We start from the raw sequence: 2,734 nt of genomic DNA, 5'->3' as shown, positions 1-2,734 counted from the left end.
CCGATTCAGCCGAGCAACCCAGCCCTCTCGCCGACGGCACCGACCAGCCCCGCCCCACCGACACCCAAACCAAACCCGGAGACGAACCGACAGGCCAGGACACCGAAGCCACCAAACCCGCCCCCGATACCGCCACCCGCGCCGACGAACACGGCGATCAGCCAGGCACCGAAAACGCCCCGTCCTCCCCCGAAGAACCGGACCGGAACCAGGAGACACGAGAATCCCTCGGCCAGCATGACAGCGACCATGGTAAGAAGGCCGAGGAACCTGAAACCACCGAACCCGGCGACGAAAACAACGCACCCGACCGCAACTCGCCCCAATCTGGCGAAGCCGAAGAACCCGGCAGAGAGCTGGCTCCGCAAGAAACAAACACAACAGAAATAGAGGAACCCCGCCGCTTCCACGGACGAGCTAAAGCATTCCGCGACAGTGACGGCAAGGTGGTCCTAGCAGACCGCGATTCGGGAGACTTCACCTTGGGCCGCGGCGAACTCCGCCGCCCCGAAGATGACCCCGCAGACCGTGATCTCCGCGAGCCCGGCCGCAATCGATGGGAGACTTACGAGTCCGGCAAGACTGCTTTTGACGCACTACGCAACGCAACCAAAGCGATGGATGATATAGTCCAGAAACCTAACCCTACTGGACATACAGAAAGTCGCCCACCCATCGCAATTGACAACTTGCAGAAACATCCCAACACTCCAGACCTTGCGACGAGCGTGTTTACACTTGCTGTTGTTGTCGGGTATGTAGCAAAGCAACTCGGGACGGCGTACAGAAATCGACGGACAGGATAAGTAATGGCAGTAACCGACGAGCAGGTAGCAGCTCTGCGGGCCCAACTCCAGGGTCGGTCCGACGAGCATGTGCGATGGCTGGACCACCTGGAAGAAACTGGGGCGACCGACGGCTACGTCGCGCTGGTCACCGGCGCCTTCTTTGAAGCAGCCGACCGGCGTTTCCTCGAAGATGACCAGGTCGCTGAAGAGTCGGAGATCGTCGAATTCGTCGCCGTTACGAGGGCAGCTCACCCGAACGTCGCCGACGACCTTGACCCGAGTGTCGCTGAGCGAGTATTGCTTCATGCGTTGGGCAAAGGATCGGTTCAGGGAATCGACGGCGGCAAGGTCCTCGCAACGCAACTCCTTCTAATGGGTGCCTTGATCAGCGAGGCTGACCTTAACGAAGCGGAACTCGAGACATTTCTGACAAAGGCGCGAGGCGAGGCCGATGCACATCTTGACTGATCCAGGAGTCTCCACTTAGGCGGCGCTGATCCAGTAACACCGCTAAGGAGGTACTGCCTTGATAGTGAACGATCAGCATGTGACGGCGTTGCGCTCATTCCTCCTGGACGATTACGAAGTGTGGTCGCAGAAGATTGAGAATTTAATAGCGTCTGACAACGCGGAAAACTACGGCATCCTCATTCACGCAGCGTTCACCCGAGCAGCATATCGAAAGTTCTCGCCGTCCTGGTCATTGCCCGACGTGATCCGATTCGTGGGTGAAGTGCGGTCGAGCGTTGGGGCCGATGCCCGCGAAATAGACGCGCTCGTTGCGGAAAAACTTTTGCGTCAAAGCATCGGCGACGAGTCGGTCAAAGCGGATGAACTCGCTGGCGTGGATGTTCAAACCATCGCCACAGCGGAAAGCACCTTGCTCCTAGCCATGGTCCACGACGCGGACCTAGATGAGGTGGGAGTGGAGGAGTTCATCAAGGACGCCACCATGCACGCCAACAAGTGGCTCGCTGCACGAGAGGCTGAATAGTCCGCCCAGAGGGACGCCCAGGGGTGGTCTCCCGCAGGTGACGAGGACACCGGCGGCTGCCCGGCGAGATGTCGGCCGGGAACCATCGCGAGATGTGGGCGGGGACTGGAAGTCACGCCTTGGTCCACTTAGCTGGTCGGGGCGGGAACTTGGCAGGTGGTGCGCCCCCTCCTGGAGTGGCTGGCCATGGTTGGGAAACTCGGTACCCGCTTGGCCCTGGACGCGGGGATCAAGGTACAAGGGTGTGGAACGGCGGGGTAGCAGGCTTGACGCCTCGTAAAGTGCCATTCCGGGCTGGTCGGCTTTACGGTGCCCCGGCCGTAGGCACGTGCTCGCAAATCAGGCGCATGAGGCATATGGGATTTCTAAGCGAACCCCTGCGGGGCGCGTCGGGCGGGCGACTCCCTCACGTGCGGAGTGTGGACGTGCGGATATTGGCTGGAGGCGTTGTCGTGTCGGGTGTCTGACCGAGCGTGACCTTATGATTGCTCGCGAGTGGTCGAACACAGAGAGTCATGAATCCGAATGGATCGTGACCGACGTGATATCGGGAGGACGGCCATGCCTAGCCCCTACGTCCGCCGCCGGCGACTGGCGGCCGAGATCCGCAAACTCCGCGAAAGCCGTGGCCTCACCACCGATGGCCTCGCCCAGCTCATGTACTACTCCCGCACGAAGATCTCCCGGCTGGAGAACGCCCAGGGCCGCCCGGACCTGGCCGAGATCATCAACATGCTCAACATCCTCGAAATCACCGGCAGTGAGTTCTCGGCACGATCGATTCGGACAGTAGGGATTTCCGAGGCACGATCGATGGTGTTCGGAGAGACTCGCGGACAGATGGCGAGGACCAGAAAAGGCACGTGGAGCCCCGGTAGAAGAGGTCTCGCTGAAGATCTCTCGTCTGCCAGAAGGGCTCCACGTGGTGACCTATCCTGCCATGCTCGACGTC

4 protein-coding genes are annotated in these 2,734 nt (G+C 60.6%); all 4 read left to right on the top strand.

Features of this window, described 5'->3' with window-relative positions:
• The coding region (locus tag E1281_RS40990; protein ID WP_207943780.1) for a hypothetical protein at nucleotides 1–806 on the top strand (806 nt) is incomplete at its 5' end.
• A gap of 3 nt (nucleotides 807–809) precedes the next feature.
• The gene (locus tag E1281_RS39020) at nucleotides 810–1,256 is read left to right on the top strand and encodes a hypothetical protein (protein ID WP_131884717.1); all 447 of its coding nucleotides are present in this window, start codon (nucleotides 810–812) and stop codon (nucleotides 1,254–1,256) included.
• Between the two features lie 64 nt (nucleotides 1,257–1,320).
• Nucleotides 1,321–1,782: a hypothetical protein gene (locus tag E1281_RS39015; RefSeq protein WP_131884716.1), complete on the top strand. Its 462-nt coding sequence runs from the start codon at nucleotides 1,321–1,323 to the stop codon at nucleotides 1,780–1,782.
• A 561-nt stretch (nucleotides 1,783–2,343) separates the two neighbouring features.
• On the top strand, nucleotides 2,344–2,734 hold a 391-nt coding region (locus tag E1281_RS39010; protein WP_131884715.1), incomplete at its 3' end, for a helix-turn-helix transcriptional regulator.

The organism is Actinomadura sp. KC345 (genome assembly GCF_004348515.1).
Lineage (GTDB): Bacteria > Actinomycetota > Actinomycetes > Streptosporangiales > Streptosporangiaceae > Spirillospora.
The sequence above is the reverse complement of the archived record's forward strand: the minus strand, read 5'-3'. Positions and strand labels throughout refer to the sequence as shown.